We start from the raw sequence: 20,138 nt of genomic DNA, 5'->3' as shown, positions 1-20,138 counted from the left end.
AAAAGCTAATGCGAATGTTCATCTTTTTTATATCAAATTAGAAAAATCAAAAATATACTTGCCACAAGGTTTTATCGTATCATCAAATGTCACATTTATGATTGGCATAGGAAAGGCGAACGCTTCACTTGCCCATTTGATTGCGGAAACCATTAATGCTTCTTGTTGGATATTACAATCTGAAAACAGAATACTTTGCAGCTGAATCAGAGAGGACTTATGATTTACTTTATCCATGATTTGATCACTTACTAAATGAAGTCCTTTACAAAAATCGTTTATTTCTTCATCTGAAAGCTTCACACTGTTGGAATTAGGCACAAAAGCGATTGAGAAATATAGGTTCTCACATACTCTAATATATTCACTACAATCTTCATTCTCATGTAATTTTCTGTATCCAGCTTCAAGGATTACTGCTATTTCCCATTTGTGAATAAAAAGTTTATAATTGCTTTTTTTCATTTCAAATTCATGCATATGAACTACCTACAGAAATCTTTATATCTGCCTTATTTTCCTTCTGTTTATGACTTATTGTTTTCATTATGTCACCTCTAACAAACATATTATAAGTCCTCTATAATAGGTGAACAAGAAAAAAGTACAGATTTTACTCTGTACTCTGTTTGCTGTTTTTTACTATTTCTAAATAATCCCGTTTTTTATCCTTTGGTTTTGGTATAAATCGTTTAACAAAACGACCTTTCCCACGTTTTTTTACATAGAAATAACCAAAGATTGAAAACACAACGGCACCAATAAAGTTTACGAATAAATCTTCCATAGTATCAATTAGTCCAATATCCAGATACCCACCCAATCCTAATGCTTGTCCATTGACAATCACATCATTGATACCACTCATTGTCACTGGTCGATTGCTGTTTGTAGGATCTAATGCCACACTAGTAATATAGTTTATCACTGTATCTTTCTGCATATCCGTACCAATTAGATGATCCATGCCAAATTCAAAGAACTCCCATAATACGCCAATCGTCATAGAGAAACAAAATGCTACTAATGCCATAAAGACAGGCGACATTTTAAACTGTAAACGATCATTGTTATTTAGGATATCCACAAGTGAGAATCCAATTGCCGCTGCCAAAAATCCATTGAGTGTATGAAGTATGGTATCCCACATAGGAAATACGATATAAAACGATTTTATTTCTCCAAGTATTTCTGCAGAGAATATAAATACCAAAATGATAATTTCTAATGTAGTTGGCAGTTCTATTTTAAATTCTACCTGAATAAAACTTGGCACAATCAATAATGCCAATGTCAAAATACATAAGAATACATTTTCATAATTCCGGTTAAATATCTGAAGAATCATTGTTAATATCACCAATGCTCTGAGTGTAAAATATACGATGGAAGAGCTTTTATGTTCTCTGATTTCCATTTTGATTGCTTCTTTTGAGTGATGTAATCTTTTTAGCATCCCAATCCCTCCGTTTTTTATCTCTTATGATAACGCAAATTAGAGAATTATGCAATTTACTATTTACGCACATCCTTGTATTTCTTCTGTATACTATGCAAATGAAAAGAAAGCAAGATACCATTCTCATATGAAAATAGTTTTATCTTTTTATATATTTTCTTGATGAATAATTTTTGTTTATCACATATGTCTATAACGAATAATTTCAAAGAATTGTATTTTGATATCCTGCAAGGAAATCTTGTTGAAGCCAAAAGTGGTTATAACACGAAATCTAAAAGCCTACAGCAATTCATAAACAGCCGCAACGTACAATTAGTTATTTTTGAACAATGTGAATTGTGACATGAGATTATAGAATGTTATCCTCTTTATACAATGATGTTCCTATAAAAAAGACGTATTTTTGATTTTTCATCAGAATACGTCTTTTAATTCTATTTTTCTTTATTTATTTCTTCGATTACGATTTTACGGATATCCTGTGGTAGATCTAGTAATGCCATAGCTTTATAAACATCTATTTTACTGCTTTTTATTAGATTTTTGGTTAACTTAATTGCGGAAATTAATTCACCTTCTTGTATACCTTGTGCTTTTCCTATTTCTATTCCTTGTTCTAGTCCTTGCTCTAGTCCTTGTTTCAATATACCTTCACTAAGATTGCACATATATTCTACCTCCTCATCCATGTTCTTCGTCATTATTATACCATAATTTTTTTCCAATAATCTCTTTTTTTCTTCTGCACTTATTTTCATTGTGAACAATATATTTAACATCTCTAATAACCCATGTTTTTCACCTTGATCATAATCATATTGTGTACCCGGATACAACATGATCAATTCCATTAGATCGTAGTCTTTCTGTGGGCAATGCCATTCTTTTTTTAAACATTTTTCTTCGATATGATAAATATTGATTACATCATTTTTTTCTTTTTTATGAACTGGGCATATCCAAATCGAATAGACCTTTTGGATATCGTTGAAATTTGAATTTTCAAATCCATCAGCTGCATTTTTTTGACGTGCTAAGATTCTGCAAGTATAATAGATACCTCTTCTCACTAGTGAATACCCTGGATTATCATCTATTTGTATTTCAAAATTCATAAAGATTCCTACGCACTCTGTTCCACCATCTGCTGTTGGCAGATTTGCTTTAAATAATACATCATATCGAATGGGTGCTCCGATAATACATTCATCCTCTACATTCATTCCGATAATCTGATCATGATCTTTCACAATCGCAATGACTTGAGGATCATTTTCAATACAATTGACGATTTCATCTACCGTCATATCTTTACATTCTTTCATCACACGTTTCATGATACGCGACACAACCGGTTTATTGCTTAATACCAATTTACATATATGATCATACGCTTTTGTTTTTTCCATTGTGACTAGCGATTCCCCTAATATCATATTCTTTGGTCTATTTACTATTGCAGTATCTAGTATGCTTGGTCTTAAAAAAATCTTCTTTCCTTTTTTCATTTCTTCATTCAATAAATTTGATTGTTCAACGCTCATTCACATACCTCCGTTCTCATAATAGGTAACATTATACACAAAAAAGGAGGGCTTGTTACAAAAAGCATAAATAATTATATTTTTAGCTAAAATCTTAAAATAAATCATTACTTTTTATTTTAAAACGTTGGTTTTTAAATATGAAAAGGACTCTATTTTAACCAAAAGCAGGCAGAAGTCCCCCACTTCTATGCTTTGCATAAGTGGTGGGAGTACGTCACTTATTTAGATAGTTCATCCGCTATTACTTTCAGCAAGCTCATGTTGTCATCGCTACTATCTTGACTCAATTCCCAAATCATGATCCCACCACAGTTTTTCTTAGCGTACTGTGCTTTTTTCTTCATAGTTTCTAGGCCATTATAATATACATCCATCCCATTATAGGTAACATGATCTTTCTTTGGTGCGTCTTTATTTTCCTTAATGATATCTCCATAGCCTGCCCAACTTGGCCTTGCGTAAAATGGTACTCCCAATATGACTTTATTAGGGTCAACATTTCTAGTATCTGTCCAATATTCTATGCTGTTTACTGAAAAATCATATGGAGAATGACGCTCTCCATCCCCACCATCATAAGCCATCACATGAATACGGTCCACTGCCTTCAAGACTGCATCACTATGCGCTGCTGCATCATAATATACATTGCCATCTGCAGTAGCACCACTTAAAACAGCACTTGTCAGAAGCTTTTTTTCATCATGTAATTTATCTGCCAGATACAACATCAACGCTTCATATTGTTTCCCAGTATTTCCATCGACACGTGGATGCTCCCAATCCATATCTATTCCATCAAATCCATAGCGATCACACATGTTTATAATAGCATCGCCAAATTTCTTTATCTTTTGATCGTTTTCTGTAGCGGAAACAAATGTCGCTTCTAATGGAACATCATTATAACTCCATCCACCTACTGCTAATAACACACGAACGTTTTGTTTATGGGCCTTCGTGATAATTTGTTTTGCGATATCTGCATTATCTAAGGGGCGTAAATCTCCTTCACTCGTTGGTATGGCGAATGCATAAATAATATCTGTCAATTCATCATAGCGAAGATCATCCACCTTTGCTGGTTTCCATGAAGGAAAATAACCGACAATCTTTTTATCTCCTGTTTCCACATGCTTCTTATTGGTAACTGTATCCTTTTTCTTTTCATCTTTTACAGGTGTAATGCTTTCTTTTGTATCCTCCCAAACATCACTGTTCCCTGGTGTTTCTCCCTGTGTCCACCATTTTGCTTTATAAATCTTTTTCTCATATATCACCTTATCTCCTCCATTATATACGGCAGATTTATCCCATGAAGGATATTGGGAAGTGTTCTCCTCCTGTTTTGTTTCTTTATCTTTTTCTTCGGTTTTTTCCTTGTCCTTAGCTGTATCTTTTTCTGCAATTTTTTCCTCTTTCACAGCGTCTTTTTCACTAGGTGAACTTTGAAAATGTTGAAAAGAAGTTATAAGCAGTACTCCTGATAATAATCCAATGATAAAAATCAAAATTCCTTTTTGTATCGATTTATTTTTTAAATTAAACTTTTTCATTTATGATTTCCCCTTTTATACTTTTACAAAGTATAACAAATCTCATACACACGCACAAGGGATTCAAAAATATTCAGAAATACGGTAACTTCATCTCCTGTATTGTACAATTTTTACTATTGATATCTATTTCTATATCAAATGTAATTCACAATCTTCGCTATCATCCTATTTTGTTCTTGTATGCGGTTTCTTTTCATATTATAATGTCTTTATAGTACACGTAAGATACAAGGAGAACAATATGCCAAACTTAATTACTCACAAGATTTTTGCGGAAGAAGTATTAAAACGATTACATCATGAAGATATCATTCAAATGATCAAAGATAATGAACAGCTCTATTATATCGGTAGTAATGGTCCTGATCCTTTGTTTTTCTATGGCGCAACCCCATGGAATTTATTTCATGATAATCTGGTTTCACAAATAGGGAATACGTTGCATTGTGGCCATGTCAATGACTTTTTCAGATGTGGTCTTGATGAAATCTTAAAACAGAAAAAAGATGATATCAAAACACGAATGTCTGTATATCTATTTGGTCATTTATGTCATTGGGCTATTGACAGCAGTGCCCATCCATATGTCTATTATCGTACAGGTGATTGTACTGGCATGAGTCTGAATTATCATCATCGATTTGAATCCGTATTAGATGAAACAATGTTGAGAACTTATCGAAACTGCAGTATTAAAGAATACTATTTTCCTGATATCTGCTTATACAATCAAGAAATTTTACAAGCAATTGCCCGTATTTATGTTCCAACAGTCAAGAAGCTGTTTCAAAGTGATATCCGCGTTTATGATATTAGAAAAGCATTAGATGGATGGCGTCACGCACAGGAATGGCTATATGATCCACATCATTATAAGATTGATGCATGGCTTGGATATGAAATGCTTCGTCATCAGAAATGGCAAATGTCAGGTAATATTGTGCCAAATCAGGATGAGAATGATTTTGATGTTTTAAATCTAAAGAAAGAAGTATGGAAACATCCTTGTGATCATGAAATCATAAGCAATGATTCCTTCCCGGAAATATTTGAAAAAGCTGTTCGATTAGCTGTAAAAGCCATTGAAACTGCTTATCAGTACACGTTGGATGAAGCATCTTTACAAGCGCTTATGGATATCTTGCAAGATCGTGCATATGATACTGGAATGGCTGGCTTTCAAGAGATGAAATATTTCGATATCATTTTTGAAAAGTAAAACGCTATCATTTTTATTTAATTTGACATAAAAGTGTTGACAAAAGTAAATTAATGTTTAAAATAATAGCTGTAATACTTGGATTGTTACTGATGTGATCAGGCAAGACCTTTGAATAACATGACTATATTTTTATTATAGTTTTTGTAATTCTTAGGTCTTTATTTTTATCGGAGGGAGATTATGAAAATTATTAAGATTTTCAACAACAACGCAGTGGCCACTATTTCTGACAATAAAAATGATCTCATACTGACTGGTTCAGGTATTGGATTCCAGAAAAAAATTGGAGATGAAGTAGATGAACGCCGCATTGAAAAGCGCTACGTCTATGAGGGTGGCGAAAAAAACGCAATGTATCAGCTGTTTTTACGCACACCTGAAAAATACTTCAAGCTTTCTCAAACGATTATGGAAGAAGCTGTCAAACGATTAAACATATCCTTTCAGGATCAAACCATCGTAGCATTGACAGACCATATCTGTTTTGCGGTAGAACGTTATGAAACAGGTACAGAACTTCCCAATCTAGTACTAACAGAAATAAAAACCTTATACAAAGAGGAGTATAAAATTGGTTTATGGAGTATCCAATTGATTGAAAAAGAACTTGGTATCCATTTGCAGGAAGATGAAGCCGGATATATCGCCTTGCATATTATCAATGGATCCAGTGATACCAATTCCAATTCCACTATGGAAACACTTCAACTGATTGAGGGTTGTATACAGGTAATTTCTGATACACTGGATGTTCGCTTTGATGAAGAGAGTCTGGATTATATTCGTTTAACAACACATCTGAAATTTATGGCGCAACGCATCTTCAATGGTGAACATGAGGAAGAAAGCTTTGAAGATAAAGAAATGGCTGTGTTCTTAGCGAAAAAGAATAAAAAAATTCTGTCATGTGTACATGCAGTGCGTGATTTCATTTATGAAACCTTCGGCTATATGCTGACAGAAAAAGAGCTATTATATTTGATGATTCATATTTATAAGATTAACAACTGAATGGATTGTTACTGATTCGATCAGGCAAGACCTAAATTCAACAGATAAACAAAGCTTTTTGTTTTGTGATGGCTGTAGTTTTTAGGTCTTTTCTATTATAAGAGAGAGGACGATAGTATGAAAGAAAAATTTGTTGGAGCAATGCAGACATTCTCCAAAGCCATTGTGGCACCCGTACTTTATTTACCCGCTGTAGGATTGATTCTTGTTATTTGTAACTTTATGATCAACCCTAACATTGTATCCGCAGTACCATTTTTAGGAAATGAGGTTATCCAGATCATCTTTAAAGTCATGTATAATGGCTTGATGTCTGTATTTAATAACTTAGGACCAATTTTTGCGATTGGTGTTGCATTTGGTCTTGCGAAAAAGAAAAAGGAACATGCGGCACTGGTTGCTTTCCTTTGTCTGTTTATCTTCTGTGCTGCACAGAATTCATTCTTATCCTTAACAGGTATGTTACATGAAGCAACTGGCAATGGTCAAAACATGATGCTAGGCTTCCAGATTGTGGATATGGGTGTATTCCTTGGTATTATCATTGGTGTAATCGTAGGATGCTTGCACAATAAATATTGTGATAAAGACTTAGGTGAAGTACTTTCTGTATATGGTGGAACACGTTTTGTATTCTTGATTTCTATTCCTGTGATGCTGGTTATGGCAATTGCATTTGCTTATTTATGGCCACCTGTACAATCCTTGATCACTTCTGTTGCGACCTTTATTTCAACATCTGGTGGTATTGGTTTCTTTACATTTGGTTTCTTAGAACGTTTATTGATTCCTACAGGTTTACATCACTTGATTGGTAGTGCATTATGGTATACCGATTTAGGTGGTGTTGCTACTGTTGCCGGTGAAACTTATTCTGGTGCTTGGGCAATCGCATTAGCACAGTTAGGTGACCCTGAAACTGCAAAATTATCATTAACTACCATTTTCAATAACGTTACATTAGTAAAAGTATTTGGTTTATCTGGTGCTGGTCTAGCAATGCTGCATTGTGCAAAACCTGCATTAAAAAACAAAGCCAGAGCAATTTATGTACCAGCAATCCTGACAAGCTGTCTAGCTGCGATTACAGAACCAATTGAATTTACATTCTTATTCGTTAGTCCTGTACTATTCCTGATTCACTCTGTACTAACAGGTATCTTCTTCTATCTGTTGTACTTCTTCCAGATCACATGCTGTACTGCTGGAGGTATTTTTGAAACATTGCTATACAACGTACCTGCGGGTGTCGCAAAAACCGGATGGCCTTGGTTCATTTTATTAGGACTTGTACAGATGGCTGTATACTACTTCGTATTTAAATGGTTCATCTTGAAATTTGATGTAAAAATCCCTGGTAGAGATGAAAGTGATGAAGATGTCAAACTGGTAACAAAGAAAGATTATGAAGCTGCAAAGAAAAATACCGCAACACCATCCCCTGCTGGTATGAACAATTCCCTGGGTGCTCAGATTTATGAAGCTGTTGGTGGTATTCAGAATATCAAAAATATAGACAATTGTTTCACACGTTTACGTATTGTTGTGGATTCTTTAGATCTTGTAGATGAAGAAAAACTAAAAGAAACAGGCTCTAAAGGACTTGTGAAAAGAGGCAATGAAATCCAGATTATCTATGGTGTGAATGTAAATAAATTTAGAAAGAGTTTAGAAGATTATTTAGAAGCTAATCATTTAGCAATAGAAGGAGAATAACATGGAACCAAAAATTATCACAATCGTTGGTGGAGGAAGTACTTATACACCAGGTGTCGTAAAGGCAATTTTATCAAAAAAGGATACCTTTCCTGTAAAGGAAATCCGTGCATATGATATCGATGAAGAACGTCAAAACGATGTCGCAATCATCGTAAAAGAAGTTGTAAAGGCAAATTGTCCAGAATGTAACTTCTTTACAACAACTGACCCAGAAACTGCATTTAAAGATTCAGATTTTATCTTCGCACAGATTCGTGTTGGTAAATATGCAATGCGTGAACAAGATGAAAAAATCGCATTAAAACATGGTGCAGTTGGACAGGAAACATGTGGCTGTGGTGGTCTTGCTTATGGACTTAGAACGATTTATCCAATGGTAGAAATCTTGGATATGGTAGAAAAGTATGCCGCACCAAATCACTGGATTTTAAATTACTCCAACCCTGCCGCTATCGTTGCATTGGCATTAAAGAAATTAAGACCAAATGCACGTATCATTAATATTTGTGATATGCCAGTCGCAATCATTAACAGCTTTGCGGATATTCTGCATTGTGACCCTCATGATATCAAACCTGATTACTTTGGTTTAAATCACTTTGGCTGGTTCACTGATATCTGGGTAAATGGCGAAAGTCGTTTTGAAGAATTAAGACAACATGCCATTGCACATGGATATTTATGTGATGTACCAGATGAACAGCACTGGGAACCTTCTTGGGTACATACTTATGGCAATGTTAAACCAATGATGGAACGTTTCCCTGATTATCTTCCAAATACATATTTACAGTATTACTTATTAAGTCAGGATATCGTGAATGATGCCAACCCTGATTATACAAGAGCAAATGAAGTTATGGATGGCAGAGAAAAAACATTATTTGATGCAATCAGACGTTATAAAGAAACTGGAAAATATGATGATGGCATGTTTGTGGTAGGTGCACATGGTACATTTATCGTTGATCTTGCGGAATCTTTATGTAGAGAAAATGGTGGACGCTATTTGCTTATCGTGAAAAATGAAGGTGCCATCGCTGATTTACCAGATGACGCCATGGTGGAAATCCCTTGTTATGTATCCCCTCGTGGAGTAGAAAAAATCTCAGTTGGACATATCCCAACATTCTATAAAGGCATGATTGAACAGCAATATGCTTGTGAAAAATGTCTGGTAGAAGGTGCTATTGAAAACTCTTATACGAAAGTTTTACAGGCATTCGCATTAAATAAAACTATCAAATCATCTACACAGGCCAAAGCAATCCTGGATGATATGATTATCGCAAATAAAGATTATTGGCCAGAATTAAAGTAAAGGAGTAAATGATTATGTGGAACCTATTCAAAAACAAAAAGAAACAGGCAATCGGATCACCAGTACAAGGCAGGTTGATTGACTTATCATCTGTAAAAGATGAAGCCTTTGCCAGTAAAGCCATGGGAGATGGCTTTGCGATAGAACCATCTTCTGATATCTTTGTATCACCCATTGATGGTACGATTGCGGCAGTATTCCCTACTGGACATGCCTTTGGAATTACAAATGATGATATGGAAATCATTGTACATATTGGAATTGATACTGTTGAACTACAGGGAAATGGGTTTCACAGTTATGTAAATCAAGGCGATCAGGTAAAAAAAGGAGATCCTGTTGTGAAAGCTGATATCGCATCTATCAAAGCAAAAGGGTATGATGTTACCACAATGGTAATTTTCACAGATGGTAAACAACCAGTAGTGGAAAAATTAAACGAATTGGTAAAAGAAGGTGAAGATGTTGCAAGCATTGCATGAATTTAGAATCGTATCAGTAAAAGAAAAGCTGCTCACGATACTTTCCTTGATCATCAGTTATTTGATGCCAATCATCGGGTTCATCATTATATACTGTCAAAAGAAAAAACAAAATTCTTCCCTTATAAAAAAGGCTTCATGGACAGGTATCATTCTTGCATTTACACTATTCTTCTTAGATTATTTAGCATTTATTCTTCGTTAATCATTGAGCATGGCATCGTTTATCGTGTCATGCTTTTTATTTTTTATAAACGTTCCTTAGAAAAAATTGTATTTTTATGACTTTTTCAAACGAATAAGTTTAAATATATTGATTTTTTCTAAGGAAAAATGCATTAACAACTATATCCATTAGATTTTGAAGAATTCTTAATGGCAAAAGATGAAGAATCATTAATCACAATGATCAAAACTTGTTATGAAGAGAAAAAGCCAATGCCAGATGTATGGCATTTAAAAGCAGTGCAATATTATAAAGAATATGTTTTATGCGGAGGAATGCCTGCTGTTGTATTATCATATCTTACACAAAGCCCTATTTCCTATGATATGATTCAACAAAATATCATAAATGCATACCTGGCAGATATGGCAAAATATGCAACACCTTCCGAAGCTATGAAAATACGTTCCTGTTTTCAGTCCATACCTGAACAATTAAGTAAAGACAATCATAAGTTCCAATATAAAATCATAGAAAAGGGTGCCACAAAATCAAAATATCAAGATGCGATTGAATGGTTGATGGATAGTGGGTTGATTATCAAGGTTTCTAAAATAAAAAATAATCTTTTGCCAATGAAATGCTATGCTGATTCAGATTTCTTTAAAATTTATATGAGTGATACAGGTTTATTATCTAATCTATATGGATTAGATATGTCTGTATTTATCAAAGATGAGTATGCAATATTTAAAGGTGGCTTAACCGAAAACTATGTTGCACAACAATTAAAAACAAAAGGGTATGATGCCTGTTACTATGAATCAAATGGTATTGCGGAAATTGATTTCATGATTACTAAATCTCATCAAGTGATTCCTATGGAAGTAAAAGCTTCTTTCAATACAAAATCTAAAAGCTTAAAAATGTATATGGATAAATATCAACCAGAATATGCAATCCGCTGTTCATTAAAGAACTTTGGAAATAAAGATGGTGTTTTATACCTTCCTCTATATGCTCTATTTTGTTTATAATCATATGCTCTATTTTGTTTATAATCAGCATTGACAATCATGTACGTACATATTATAATGACGCTGTTAGAAAGAGGTATGGTATGACAGAAAAAGAAAAAGCGGCACAAGGCCTATTGTATGATGCAAATTATGATGAGCATTTAAAAAAAGAACGTTTGGAATGTATTGAAAAATGTTTTGACTACAACCATATACGCCCTAGCAACAAAGAAGAACGCCGAGCACTTTTACACTCCCTTTTAGGACATGTAGGTGAGCATGTAACCATTGAACAGCCATTTCATTGTGATTATGGTTATAATATTGAGATTGGTGACAATTTCTTCATGAATTATAATGGTGTCATTCTGGATTGCGCAAAAGTTACCTTTGGGGATAACGTATTTGTGGCTCCTAATTGTGGGTTCTATTGTGCAGGACATCCTTTAGATGTTGAACAAAGAAATCAGGGATTAGAATATGCCTATCCTATCACAATTGGAAACAATGTATGGATTGGCGCAAACGTTGCAGTACTTGCTGGTGTTACCATTGGTGATGATACTGTGATTGGCGCTGGCAGTGTTGTAAATAAGGATATCCCATCTGGTGTGATTGCGGCTGGTAATCCTTGTAAAGTGATTCGTAAGATTACAGAAGAAGACAAGAAAAAATATTGGAAATAAAATACAGCAATACAAAAAATCACCTCATTTTGGGGTGATTTTTTTAACTATAATAAGCAAATACTGTCTATCAAAAAGATTTATATTATGTTATGCAAGGAAAATTTGATAATAACTAAATCTCTTTAATTTTTTTCACAATTGCTTTTGCGTTTAACTCGTATTTTTCTAATAAAGCATCTGGTGTTCCACTTTCTCCAAAGCAGTCCTGCATACCGATCATGACCATCTTCACTGGTTCATTCTTCACCAATACTTCCCCGATGGCACTACCTAAACCACCGATGACACTGTGTTCTTCACAGCTGACGATGACTTCATGTTCTTTTGCCAGTTCTTTGATCAATTCTTCATCGATTGGTTTGATACATGGCATATCTACCACTGTGACTTCTTTGCCTTCACCTTTTAATGTTTCATATGCACGTAAGGCTTCCTGTACCATCATACCTGTGGCTACGATTGCGACTTTTTTGCCTTTTCTTAAGACATTGCCTTTGCCATATGTGAATGCTGTATCATCACTATATACATCTTCTACATTGCCTCGTCCAAGTCTTACATAACATGGGCCTTCGATATCTGCGACTGCTTTGACGATCATCTCTGCCTGCTTAGCATCACATGGATTGAATACCTTCATATTTGGCATTGCACGCATCAATGCGATATCTTCTACACTTTGATGGCTTGCGCCATCTTCGCCTACCGTAATACCTGCATGTGTGGCACATACTTTCACGTTTAACTTAGGATATGCGATACTGTTTCTTACCTGCTCATAGGCTCTTCCTGCCGCAAACATCGCAAAGCTAGATGCATACACAACCTTGCCACTAGCGGCTAATCCTGCTGCGACTCCCATCATATTGCCTTCTGCGATTCCCATATTGAAGTGATGTTCTGGTCTTGCTTTTTTCGCATCACATGTCTTCGTTGATTTGGTCAGGTCGGCATCTAGTACGATCACATCATCACGTTCTACGATCAGTTCAGCTAGTGCTTTTCCATATGCTGTTCTTGTCGCTACTTTACTCATTGCCTTCACCTTCCAATTCTTTTACTGCTTGTGCACACTGTTCTGCATTTGGTGCACTTCCATGCCATGCGGCGTTGTTTTCCATAAAGGATACACCTTTTCCTTTGATCGTATGTGCTAGGATCATCGTTGGTTTTTCCTTTTCTTTCTTCGCTTCATCAAATGCGAAACGAATATCTTCATAATCATGTCCTTTGATGTTGATGACATTCCATCCAAATGCTTTGAATTTTTCATCAATTGGTGTAGGGTTCATGACATCACGGATGTTTCCATCGATCTGTAAAGAGTTGAAATCTACGATTGCACAAAGATTATTCAAACGATAATGAGCAGCAGCCATAGCAGCTTCCCATACTTCGCCTTCTTCACATTCTCCATCACCTAATAAGGTATAGACTCTATGATCATTGCCATCTACTTTGTTTGCTAATGCCATACCAACAGCGGCAGAGATACCTTGACCAAGAGATCCTGTGGACATATCAACACCATCGACATAGTTCATATTTGGGTGTCCTTGTAGTTTACTGTTGATCTTTCTGAAAGTATTCAAATCTTCATGTAGTAAGCCTTTTTCAAATAAAGTCGCATACAGTAAAGGTGAAGCATGACCTTTTGATAAGACAAAACGATCACGATCGATACCTTTGACATTTTCTTCATTGATATCCATGACTTCAAAATATAATACAGTTAATATATCAGCTGCGGATAAAGATCCACCTGGATGACCGCTATTTGCATTAGCGACCATACAGACGATATTCTCACGAATATGTGCAGCATGTTGCTTTAGTTCTTCTGTTTTCAAATGATATTCCTCCTGTCCATACAGTATTTAATTTCAAGTTATTTCTAACTACTTCTGTTTATTAATTTCTTGATTATCAAAAATATGCTAATGATTATATAATTTTAAATATGTCATTAAATCCAAATGATGTTTTAGATTTAATGACATAACATTTTATATAAACCTATTCATATTAAGTTTTTTCTTTATATTTTATTAACATCTTTGGTAATTACAAGATTTGCCTGAGTACCACAAATGTTTTTTTCTATGATATCTCCACGATGTACAGGTGCCTCTACTTCTACTTCATCTAGGCGCTTCATAATATCCCAAATTTTTTCTTTTGGTATATCTGTACTTGTTTTTACACTTACTCTAGCCTGTGTGCCACCTTGAATTCGAATCGTTGAAGTAATCACACGCATTGGATGAGTAAGTTCTTTCTTTCCATATTCTGCTCCTCTAGGGCAATTATTACCTGTTACCTTATAATCATTATCCTCATCTACTTTTAAGTGACATCCTTTAGGGCATACAATACATATTAATTCTTTCATCCTTAGTCACCCTCCTTTTCGATAGATATCGTTAATGAATTACCATTTACTTTATCTAATAATACTTTTGGTATCATCACTTTTTCCATTTCTGCTGGTGCCATATGTTCACGTTTAAATCGTGCGATTTGTGTATCGCCATCCTTGATAACGATAGCTGCATCATGATAATTATTTCTGACACGGAAGCTTAATTCTACACCTTTATCTACTTCATCTTTTCTAATTTTTTGCGGTACGGTGTATCCTACTCCTTCGCCTTGTTTCGTTTCAATGACATTGTTAACGGTAGATTCCCCATGTTTTACATAAATACCTGCTGCTTTTCCAGCTTTTTCACTTTCATCTGTTACAAAATCTACTAAATCATGTACATGTAACACATTTCCACTCGCAAAGATTCCCGCTACACTGGTTTCCATATTTTCATAAACTACTGGACCATTGGTTCTAGGATCCATCTGAATACCAGCATTTCTTGTTAATTCATTTTCTGGTATTAACCCAACAGATAATAATACACAATCACAATCGAATACCATTTCTGTTCCTGGTATAATTTGTCTGTTTTCATCTACTTTAGATACAATCACCTGTTCCACACGCTTCTTACCTTTGATATCTGTAATTGTATGAGAAAGATATAATGGAATATTATAATCATTTAAACATTGTACAATATTTCGATTCAATCCATTAGAATATGGCATTAATTCTACGCAAGCTAATACTTCTGCACCTTCTAATGACATTCTTCTTGCCATAATCAATCCAATATCTCCAGAACCTAAGATAACTACGCGTTTTCCTACCATGTAACCTTCTATATTTACATAACGTTGTGCAGCTCCTGCTGTAAATACACCTGCAGGACGATCTCCTGGAATCGCAATAGCACCTCTTGTACGTTCACGACATCCCATATTCAAGATAAGTGCTTTCCCTTGTAAAACCATATATCCATGAGATTCACTTGTACAGAATACTTGTTTGTCTTCTGTAATCTCAATAACCATCGTATCTAATAAAATATCAATATCTGTCCCATTTACTTCGTCAATAAATCTTCCTGCATATTCTGGTCCACTTAATTCTTCTTTAAAATGATGTAAACCAAAGCCATTATGAATACACTGATTTAAGATTCCACCAAGTTCTTTGTCACGTTCAATGATTAAAACACTTTCTGCTCCATTATTTCTAGCAGCAATCGCACTGGCAAGTCCTGCTGGACCTCCTCCAATTACGATAACATCATATTGTTTTTTCATCTTACTTACCTCCCTTGGTCTTGCCATATAAGATTACACTACCTACTTTATCCTGTACTACTTCTTCTTGTGTTATCTCTAATTCTTTAGCAATAATTTCTTGTACCTTTGGTCCACAGAAACCCCCTTGGCATCTTCCCATACCAGCATTACAACGACGTTTAATTCCATCAATGCTCACTGGTGTGATAACACGATGTAAAGCATCTAGAATTTCACCTTCACTAATCGTTTCACAACGACAGATGATACGTCCGTATGCTGGATGTTCTTTGATATAATTTTCACGTTCCTCATTGCTCATTTCTTTAAAACGTACAACTTTTCTTGTTGTAACTGGATTTGCTTTAGGCTGTAAGAATAATCCTTTTTCTTGAAAACGTTTCACCATATCAATAGCAATTGCGCTAGCAGAAGATAATCCAGGGGATTGCATAGCAGCAATTTGGAAGAATCCTTTTATCTGTGGATCTTCTCCAATAATGAAATCTCCATGATTGCTTCTCGCTCTGATTCCTGCAAATGTTCTTATATTTTCACGAAAGTTGATATTTGGAACGGATTTTAATGCAGCTTTCTTAACAAGGTCAAGTCCAGATTGTGTTGTTGAAAAGTCTTCATCATCACAGCTTGTAGCACTTGGTCCTACAATCAGATTTCCATGTACTGTTGGTGCTACTAGTGTTCCTTTGCCCTCTTTTGTTGGGCATTGGAAAATGACATGATGTACAAGTTCTCCCTGGTTTTTATCCAAAAGATAATATTCCCCTTTATTTGGGAAAATCGTATAATCTGGTTCCTTAACTAAACCCATAATTTTATCACATTCTACACCAGCTGCATTAACAACAGTCTTCGTTTCGTATTGACTTCCATCATTTGTATATACGATAAATCCGCGTTCGTTTTGTTTAATAGCACTAACTTCTTTGTTAGCCTGAAATTCTACACCATTTTTTACTGCTGTTTCAGCATAAGCAATTGCAAGATCCCATGGATTAACAATACAAGCGCTTGGTGCATACAAAGCTGCGACTGCTTTCTCATTTAGATTTGGCTCCATTTCATGAAGTTCATTTTTATCCACAATACGCATACCTTTTACACCATTATTTACACCACGTTCATAAATGGTTTTTAGTGTTTCAATCTCTTCTTCGCAAAAGGCAACTACTAGAGAACCAATATTTTTAATTGGTACATCTAAATCTTTACAGATCTGAGGAATGATACGATTTCCCTCTACATTGTATCTTGCCATAAGTGTTCCGCATTCTGGATCATATCCAGCATGGATAATGGCACTATTTGCTTTTGTGGTTCCATCTGCCACATCATTTTCTTTATCTAGTAACAGAATCTTTCCTTCCTGTTTACTTAGTTCAAATGCCAGTGAGGTACCACTGATTCCGGCACCAATAATGACTGTATCGTACATAACTATCCTCCTACTATCTATTTATAAAAGATCAGCCAAGACACCAATATTATCAATCATGATATCTGGTTTGATCTCACTTTTTTCCACATCTTTACTTTTTGTTTCACCACTCATTACCAAGATACTCGTTACATCGCTTTGATCTGCGACTGCGATATCCGTATATAAACGGTCCCCGATAATAGCGATTTGATCTGCTTTATGTCCAGTTTCTTTGATGATATATTCCAATGTTCGTTTGCTTGGTTTCCCAAAGAATTCTGGATATCGGCCTGTACTTGCCTCAATGAGTTTTGCCATACTGCCACAATCCGGAATGAAGGTATCATTCTCCATAGGACAGTTTAAATCTGGATTAATACCAAAATAAGTAGCTCCATTTCGTATAAAATGACATGCTTTACTTAATTTTTCATATGTTAAGGTTGTATCAAACCCTAATATTACAATATCTGGGTTTTCTTCGTTAATGACCCATCCGTGTTTTTTAAATTCGTTTACTAATGCCGGTGTTCCCACAACATAAAGTGTTTTCCCACCATAATGTTCCTTTAAATAGCGAAGTATTACATGGGTAGAAACCATCATTTGTTCCTTTGTGATATTGATACCCATATTGTTTAATTTTACAATATAGGTATCAATATCCTTGCTGGAATTGTTTGTAAAGAAGTAATACTCTCTGCTTGTTTGTTTTACTTTATCAAGGAAAGTATGGGTATATGGAAACAAATCATTTCCTAAATAGATTGTTCCATCCATATCCAGTACAAACACTTTGATATTCTTCATTATTTCCCTAATTCTATTCTTTTCTGTTTCCATACGCGTTCCATCCTTATTTATTTTTGCCCATAGTAAGCATTTGGTCCATGCTTACGCATAAAGTGTTTCTCTAACAAAACTTTTTGCATTGGTTTTTTTGCACCACCAAGAAGTGTTAAGGAAGCATATGCCATTGCTGCACACTCCTCCATTACTACTGCGTTATGTACGGCTTCATATGGATCTTTTCCCCATGAAAATGGTCCATGACTATGTACAAGTACTCCTGGCATTTGATCTGGATCAATTCCACGATTTCTGAATGTTTCTACAATAACCTTTCCAGTTTCTAGTTCATATTGCCCTTTAATTTCATCATCACGCATTAAACGAGTACAAGGTATATCCCCATAAAAATAATCTGCTTGTGTAGTACCAAGAGCTGGTATATCTAATCCAGCCTGTGCAAAGCTAGTGGCCCATCTGGAATGTGTGTGAACTACACCACCAATATTCTGCCATTTACGATAAAACTCAAGATGTGTCATCAAGTCACTGCTTGGCTTTAAATTTCCTTCTACAACATTTCCATCTAAGTCGCATAACACGATATCATCAACTTTCATATCATCGTAAGATACACCACTTGGTTTAATTGCCACGATTCCCTTTTCGCGATCAATTCCTGACACATTACCCCATGTAAAAGTAATCAGACCATATTTCGGTAATAACAAATTCGCCTCTAATACTTTTTGTTTTAATTCTTCCAACATATACATCTACCCCTTTGTAATTTCATCATAGAAATCATAGAATTTTAACAGACGCATAAATGTTAAACGTTGACGAACATATGGGCTTAACTTTAATGTCAATCCTTTGATTGACTCATCTAATTCCAGTTCTTTCATTGTTGTTAAACCATTCACTTTTTTCATCATTGTCTTGATATCTTCAGCACTAGGAAGCTGTGCTAAAATTTCTAAGATTTCTGCTTCTTTCTCTTTGATCTGTGTTCCTGTGATATTTTCCATCAGATTTGGAGTATTTTCTTTTAAGATTTCTTCTTGTAATGCTGGCTTTGTTATATTTTGTTTTATAAAATCGACTTGTACATCCATATGATCTTTCACATGATAAGTTCCTTTACGGATATACGCCTCTGCTTTTTTATAGACTTCAGTAGCCAAGCATAAACCAACACCAACTTTTTCACCATGATAATAATCAATTGGTTCTGAAATTGCTGCCATTTCCCATAAGTGTGACATATGGTGTTCTGCACCACTTGCTGGTCTTGAATTTCCAATCATTTGCATAGCAATTCCACTTAATAATAATCCATACATTAGATTTTCATATGCTTCAATATTTTGTGAACCAATACCATCTAAATTAGCACATAAATCTTTTAATACTTCATATTCCATATCTACTACTTTATCGCAAATATATTCGCCTGTAATTATGTGTGCAATTTTCCAATCACATAAGGCGGTATATTTACCTAATAAATCGCCGACACCGCTTGCAGTTAATCGAAGAGGTGCTTTTGAAAAGATTTCAGAATCAGCTAATACAAAGCATGGTGCTACTGCTGTAAAACTTTTTTTAAAACCATGCCAAGTCATTGCTGCTACAGTGGATACAAAGCCGTCTACGCTAGCAGCTGTAGGTACACTTAAAAATGGAATCTTTTTTTCATATGCATGATAACGTGTAATATCATGAATTGTTCCAGATCCTACTGCAATCATAAAATCTATATTTTTATACTCTTTCAGCTGTTTTTCTGCTGCTTCAACACCATGCTCATCCGCATGAAGATTTTTTGAATCTAAGCGAATTGTGATAATACCAGGGAGTAATTCTTCCACTGTTTTACCTGCTGCTAAGTAGGTATTATCATCACATAACATCGCAATCTTTTTATATTGACTATAGCGATCTTTCATGATTTGAGGAAGGCGCTTTATTGCGCCTTTCTCAATAATCATATCATCTACTACAATTTCATGAACATGTCCACATGCACATGGTTTTGAGAATTCTGCTACATCGATTTGCAT

General features: G+C 34.9%; 20 protein-coding genes. 8 read left to right on the top strand and 12 right to left on the bottom strand.

Features of this window, described 5'->3' with window-relative positions:
* Positions 1–27 precede the first annotated feature (27 nt).
* From DW114_RS00510 to DW114_RS00495, 4 genes are all read right to left on the bottom strand, one after another.
* Positions 28–480: a hypothetical protein gene (locus DW114_RS00510; protein ID WP_117451352.1), complete on the bottom strand. Its 453-nt coding sequence runs from the start codon at positions 478–480 to the stop codon at positions 28–30.
* A gap of 133 nt (positions 481–613) precedes the next feature.
* Positions 614–1,456 carry a hypothetical protein gene (locus tag DW114_RS00505; protein WP_117451350.1) on the bottom strand — a complete coding sequence of 281 codons (843 nt, stop codon included), beginning with the start codon at positions 1,454–1,456 and terminating at the stop codon, positions 614–616.
* 440 nt (positions 1,457–1,896) lie between these two features.
* Positions 1,897–3,006: a hypothetical protein gene (locus DW114_RS00500; RefSeq protein ID WP_117451348.1), complete on the bottom strand. Its 1,110-nt coding sequence runs from the start codon at positions 3,004–3,006 to the stop codon at positions 1,897–1,899.
* A gap of 221 nt (positions 3,007–3,227) precedes the next feature.
* The gene (locus DW114_RS00495; RefSeq protein ID WP_117451346.1) at positions 3,228–4,565 is read right to left on the bottom strand and encodes a glycosyl hydrolase family 18 protein; all 1,338 of its coding nucleotides are present in this window, start codon (positions 4,563–4,565) and stop codon (positions 3,228–3,230) included.
* Positions 4,566–4,809: 244 nt separating this feature from the next.
* Here DW114_RS00495 and DW114_RS00490 point away from each other — a divergent pair, with 244 nt between their 5' ends.
* The 8 genes from DW114_RS00490 (at position 4,810) to DW114_RS00455 (ending at position 12,194) form a co-directional block, all read left to right on the top strand.
* The gene (locus tag DW114_RS00490) at positions 4,810–5,787 is read left to right on the top strand and encodes a zinc dependent phospholipase C family protein (protein WP_117451344.1); all 978 of its coding nucleotides are present in this window, start codon (positions 4,810–4,812) and stop codon (positions 5,785–5,787) included.
* Between the two features lie 183 nt (positions 5,788–5,970).
* Positions 5,971–6,801, top strand: coding sequence for a PRD domain-containing protein (locus DW114_RS00485; RefSeq protein WP_117451343.1), 831 nt, complete (start codon positions 5,971–5,973; stop codon positions 6,799–6,801).
* Positions 6,802–6,918: 117 nt separating this feature from the next.
* The gene (locus DW114_RS00480; protein ID WP_117451341.1) at positions 6,919–8,517 is read left to right on the top strand and encodes a PTS transporter subunit EIIC; all 1,599 of its coding nucleotides are present in this window, start codon (positions 6,919–6,921) and stop codon (positions 8,515–8,517) included.
* A 1-nt stretch (position 8,518) separates the two neighbouring features.
* Positions 8,519–9,841, top strand: coding sequence for a 6-phospho-alpha-glucosidase (locus DW114_RS00475; RefSeq protein ID WP_117451339.1), 1,323 nt, complete (start codon positions 8,519–8,521; stop codon positions 9,839–9,841).
* A 14-nt stretch (positions 9,842–9,855) separates the two neighbouring features.
* Complete coding sequence (locus tag DW114_RS00470; protein ID WP_117451337.1) at positions 9,856–10,323, top strand: PTS sugar transporter subunit IIA; 468 nt, start codon at positions 9,856–9,858, stop codon at positions 10,321–10,323.
* A complete protein-coding gene (locus tag DW114_RS00465; protein ID WP_117451335.1) occupies positions 10,304–10,528 on the top strand; it encodes a hypothetical protein in 225 nt (74 codons plus the stop codon). Before DW114_RS00470 ends, DW114_RS00465 begins: the two co-directional genes overlap by 20 nt.
* A 170-nt stretch (positions 10,529–10,698) precedes the next feature.
* On the top strand, positions 10,699–11,526 hold the full coding sequence (locus DW114_RS00460; RefSeq protein WP_117451333.1) for an ATP-binding protein: 828 nt from the start codon (positions 10,699–10,701) through the stop codon (positions 11,524–11,526).
* Positions 11,527–11,609: 83 nt separating this feature from the next.
* Positions 11,610–12,194: a sugar O-acetyltransferase gene (locus tag DW114_RS00455; protein ID WP_117451331.1), complete on the top strand. Its 585-nt coding sequence runs from the start codon at positions 11,610–11,612 to the stop codon at positions 12,192–12,194.
* 115 nt (positions 12,195–12,309) lie between these two features.
* Here DW114_RS00455 and DW114_RS00450 read toward each other — a convergent pair whose 3' ends face one another.
* The 8 genes from DW114_RS00450 to DW114_RS00415 form a co-directional block, all read right to left on the bottom strand.
* Positions 12,310–13,233: a transketolase family protein gene (locus tag DW114_RS00450; RefSeq protein WP_117451329.1), complete on the bottom strand. Its 924-nt coding sequence runs from the start codon at positions 13,231–13,233 to the stop codon at positions 12,310–12,312.
* Entirely contained in the window at positions 13,226–13,990 is a 765-nt protein-coding gene (locus DW114_RS00445) for a transketolase (protein ID WP_233511343.1), read from the bottom strand. The genes DW114_RS00450 and DW114_RS00445 overlap by 8 nt, the downstream gene beginning before the upstream one ends.
* A gap of 245 nt (positions 13,991–14,235) precedes the next feature.
* Positions 14,236–14,589, bottom strand: a complete 354-nt coding sequence (locus tag DW114_RS00440) for a DUF1667 domain-containing protein (protein WP_117451325.1) — start codon at positions 14,587–14,589, stop codon at positions 14,236–14,238.
* A gap of 2 nt (positions 14,590–14,591) precedes the next feature.
* The gene (locus DW114_RS00435) at positions 14,592–15,860 is read right to left on the bottom strand and encodes an NAD(P)/FAD-dependent oxidoreductase (RefSeq protein ID WP_117451323.1); all 1,269 of its coding nucleotides are present in this window, start codon (positions 15,858–15,860) and stop codon (positions 14,592–14,594) included.
* 1 nt (position 15,861) lies between these two features.
* Positions 15,862–17,298, bottom strand: coding sequence for an NAD(P)/FAD-dependent oxidoreductase (locus DW114_RS00430; protein WP_117451321.1), 1,437 nt, complete (start codon positions 17,296–17,298; stop codon positions 15,862–15,864).
* Positions 17,299–17,319: 21 nt separating this feature from the next.
* The gene (locus tag DW114_RS00425) at positions 17,320–18,126 is read right to left on the bottom strand and encodes an HAD-IIA family hydrolase (protein ID WP_117451319.1); all 807 of its coding nucleotides are present in this window, start codon (positions 18,124–18,126) and stop codon (positions 17,320–17,322) included.
* Positions 18,127–18,143: 17 nt separating this feature from the next.
* On the bottom strand, positions 18,144–18,842 hold the full coding sequence (gene araD / locus DW114_RS00420) for an L-ribulose-5-phosphate 4-epimerase (RefSeq protein ID WP_117451317.1): 699 nt from the start codon (positions 18,840–18,842) through the stop codon (positions 18,144–18,146).
* A 6-nt stretch (positions 18,843–18,848) separates the two neighbouring features.
* On the bottom strand, positions 18,849–20,138 hold the full coding sequence (locus tag DW114_RS00415; protein WP_117451315.1) for a sn-glycerol-1-phosphate dehydrogenase: 1,290 nt from the start codon (positions 20,136–20,138) through the stop codon (positions 18,849–18,851).

Origin of the sequence: Absiella sp. AM09-50 (genome assembly GCF_003433845.1) — a bacterium.
In the GTDB taxonomy this organism is placed as follows: domain Bacteria; phylum Bacillota_I; class Bacilli_A; order Erysipelotrichales; family Erysipelotrichaceae; genus Hoskinsella; species Hoskinsella hominis.
This window is presented reverse-complemented; position numbering and strand designations above follow the sequence as displayed.

Excerpts from the sequence above, each read along its gene's own strand:
- DW114_RS00445 (WP_233511343.1), bottom strand. The coding sequence starts at position 13,990 with ATGGTCGCTAATGCAAATAGCGGTCATCCAGGTGGATCTTTATCCGCA.
- DW114_RS00440 (WP_117451325.1), bottom strand. The coding sequence starts at position 14,589 with ATGAAAGAATTAATATGTATTGTATGCCCTAAAGGATGTCACTTAAAA.
- DW114_RS00470 (WP_117451337.1), top strand. The coding sequence starts at position 9,856 with ATGTGGAACCTATTCAAAAACAAAAAGAAACAGGCAATCGGATCACCA.
- DW114_RS00475 (WP_117451339.1), top strand. The coding sequence starts at position 8,519 with ATGGAACCAAAAATTATCACAATCGTTGGTGGAGGAAGTACTTATACA.
- DW114_RS00490 (WP_117451344.1), top strand. The coding sequence starts at position 4,810 with ATGCCAAACTTAATTACTCACAAGATTTTTGCGGAAGAAGTATTAAAA.
- DW114_RS00485 (WP_117451343.1), top strand. The coding sequence starts at position 5,971 with ATGAAAATTATTAAGATTTTCAACAACAACGCAGTGGCCACTATTTCT.
- DW114_RS00495 (WP_117451346.1), bottom strand. The coding sequence starts at position 4,565 with ATGAAAAAGTTTAATTTAAAAAATAAATCGATACAAAAAGGAATTTTG.
- DW114_RS00500 (WP_117451348.1), bottom strand. The coding sequence starts at position 3,006 with ATGAGCGTTGAACAATCAAATTTATTGAATGAAGAAATGAAAAAAGGA.
- DW114_RS00460 (WP_117451333.1), top strand. The coding sequence starts at position 10,699 with ATGGCAAAAGATGAAGAATCATTAATCACAATGATCAAAACTTGTTAT.
- DW114_RS00430 (WP_117451321.1), bottom strand. The coding sequence starts at position 17,298 with ATGTACGATACAGTCATTATTGGTGCCGGAATCAGTGGTACCTCACTG.
- DW114_RS00465 (WP_117451335.1), top strand. The coding sequence starts at position 10,304 with ATGTTGCAAGCATTGCATGAATTTAGAATCGTATCAGTAAAAGAAAAG.
- DW114_RS00455 (WP_117451331.1), top strand. The coding sequence starts at position 11,610 with ATGACAGAAAAAGAAAAAGCGGCACAAGGCCTATTGTATGATGCAAAT.
- DW114_RS00510 (WP_117451352.1), bottom strand. The coding sequence starts at position 480 with ATGCATGAATTTGAAATGAAAAAAAGCAATTATAAACTTTTTATTCAC.
- DW114_RS00450 (WP_117451329.1), bottom strand. The coding sequence starts at position 13,233 with ATGAGTAAAGTAGCGACAAGAACAGCATATGGAAAAGCACTAGCTGAA.
- araD (WP_117451317.1), bottom strand. The coding sequence starts at position 18,842 with ATGTTGGAAGAATTAAAACAAAAAGTATTAGAGGCGAATTTGTTATTA.
- DW114_RS00425 (WP_117451319.1), bottom strand. The coding sequence starts at position 18,126 with ATGGAAACAGAAAAGAATAGAATTAGGGAAATAATGAAGAATATCAAA.
- DW114_RS00480 (WP_117451341.1), top strand. The coding sequence starts at position 6,919 with ATGAAAGAAAAATTTGTTGGAGCAATGCAGACATTCTCCAAAGCCATT.
- DW114_RS00505 (WP_117451350.1), bottom strand. The coding sequence starts at position 1,456 with ATGCTAAAAAGATTACATCACTCAAAAGAAGCAATCAAAATGGAAATC.
- DW114_RS00415 (WP_117451315.1), bottom strand. The coding sequence starts at position 20,138 with ATGCAAATCGATGTAGCAGAATTCTCAAAACCATGTGCATGTGGACAT.
- DW114_RS00435 (WP_117451323.1), bottom strand. The coding sequence starts at position 15,860 with ATGAAAAAACAATATGATGTTATCGTAATTGGAGGAGGTCCAGCAGGA.